Below are 1,466 nucleotides of genomic sequence, written 5' to 3'. Positions count from 1 at the left end.
CAAGGGAGGGGTGCGGGGCGGTCTGGTGGTGCTGGAAGATATCAGCCAAGAAAAGCGTATGAAAACCACCCTGTACCGCTATATGACTCCCAGCGTGGCTGAGCAGGTGATGGCCCTGGGCGAAGATTCGCTGATGGTGGGCAAACGCCGTGATGTGACGGTCCTATTTTCGGATATTCGCGGTTACACCACGCTCACAGAGAGTCTGGAGGCCTCCCAGGTGGTGTCCATGCTGAATGAGTACTTTGAAACGATGGTCGAAGCGGTGTTTAACCATGAAGGCACCCTCGATAAATTTATTGGTGATGCGCTGATGGCCGTTTTTGGTGCACCGCTGCCCCTAGAAAATCACAGCTGGTCAGCGATTCAAGCAGCTTTGGATATGCGGCAGCGGCTGGTGCGGTTTAATGAACTGCGTCGAGAAAAGAAGCAGCCGGAAATCAATATTGGCATTGGCCTCAGTTCCGGTGAAGTGGTGTCTGGCAATATTGGCTCCCATCGTAAAATGGAGTACACGGTGATTGGGGATGGGGTTAATCTCAGCGCCCGACTAGAAGGGGTGACTAAGCAGTATGGCTGTGACATTGTGCTGAGTGAGTTTACCTATCGTCCGTGTCGCGAGCTGATTTTGACTCGGGAACTGGATCTGGCGCGAGTTAAGGGTAAAATGCAGCCGGTCAAAATTTATGAGCTGATTGGCAGAAAGGATACGGTGCTCTCCGATCAGCGGCAGGAGTTTTTAGAGCTTTATCGTCGGGCACGCCGTGCATACATAGATGATAAGGACTTTGAACGAGCTTTAAAGCTGTTTAACCAAGCTCAGGCTATGGAGCCGACCGATAGGGCCGTAGAAATCCACCTTGGACGCATTCGTCGCTTTCTAAAGACGCCGCCGCCGCCAAATTGGGATGGTGTCTATGTGATGACGACCAAGTGATGACGGCCAAGTGATGACGGCCAAATTTGTAGCGTCGTTCTATGCAACGACGCTACAAATCCCTAACGCCGCGCTAAAATAAGCGGTGCAATTTCCTGGGGAGGCTCCATGGGTGAGCGGCAAAAGCTCTACGAAGGCAAGGCAAAAATTCTCTACGCCACCGAGGACCCAGCGGTACTGGTGACCTACTTTAAGGATGATGCCACGGCGTTTAATGCGCAAAAGCGAGGCACCATTGCCAACAAGGGCCGGATTAACAATGCGGTGTCCACCCACCTGTTTAAGCTGCTAGAGGCCCAGGGCGTTGCCACCCATTGGATTGCATCGCCTAATGAGCGGGAGATGTGGGTGAAGCCGGTGACGATTGTGCCCCTAGAGGTGGTGGTCCGCAATCTGGCGGCGGGCAGTCTGTGTCGCCAGACAGGAATGGCCCTGGGAACGCCTCTAACTCCCCCACTGGTGGAGTTTTACTACAAGAATGACGATCTGGGCGATCCGTTGCTGACGTGCGATCGCATTCGAGCCATGG

2 protein-coding genes are annotated in these 1,466 nt (G+C 53.6%); both read left to right on the top strand.

The genetic code is table 11. The features are described 5' to 3' along the window. Positions 1-937: adenylate/guanylate cyclase domain-containing protein (locus IQ260_RS30570; RefSeq protein ID WP_322745089.1), on the top strand; the 937-nt coding region annotated here is incomplete at its 5' end. A 108-nt stretch (positions 938-1,045) separates the two neighbouring features. After that, a partial coding sequence (locus tag IQ260_RS30565) for a phosphoribosylaminoimidazolesuccinocarboxamide synthase (protein WP_193996798.1) occupies positions 1,046-1,466 on the top strand: 421 nt, incomplete at its 3' end.

Source organism: Leptolyngbya cf. ectocarpi LEGE 11479 (genome assembly GCF_015207065.1).
Taxonomy (GTDB): Bacteria; Cyanobacteriota; Cyanobacteriia; order Phormidesmidales; family Phormidesmidaceae; genus Leptothoe; species Leptothoe ectocarpi.
Note: the sequence above shows the minus strand (reverse complement) of the source record. Positions and strands in the feature narration are given on the sequence as shown.